At 48.6% G+C, this 356-nt stretch carries 1 protein-coding gene; it reads left to right on the top strand.

The window, feature by feature from the left end; genetic code table 11:
• Nucleotides 1-356 (top strand): Ig-like domain-containing protein (locus AN393_RS20310; protein WP_161804176.1); only part of this gene is annotated, 356 nt, incomplete at both ends.

Here is a 356-nt window from a genome sequence, read left to right as displayed (position 1 = left end):
GATGTGGAAGACGGTCAAACCGTGACGGTGATCATCAGTGATGGCACAAACCAAGTTGAAACCACGGCACTTGTACAAAACGGCGAATATGTTACCGATCCGATTGATGCAAGCGCATTAAATGACGGCACACTCACCGCTACAGCCAGCGTGTCAGATTTAGCGGGTAACCCTGTAAACGCGCAAGATAGCGTAGAACTTGATAGCACCGCAGTTATTACAACCAGCATTGATAAAACAGCCGACGGCGTGATTAATGGTAACGGTGAAAGCGCCGCCATGGTTATACGTGGCACAGTGACTGATGTTGAAGACGGCCAAACTGTTACCATCACTTTGAGCGATGGTATAAACGC

The organism is Pseudoalteromonas sp. P1-25 (assembly GCF_001401805.1).
Lineage (GTDB): Bacteria > Pseudomonadota > Gammaproteobacteria > Enterobacterales > Alteromonadaceae > Pseudoalteromonas.
This window is presented reverse-complemented; position numbering and strand designations above follow the sequence as displayed.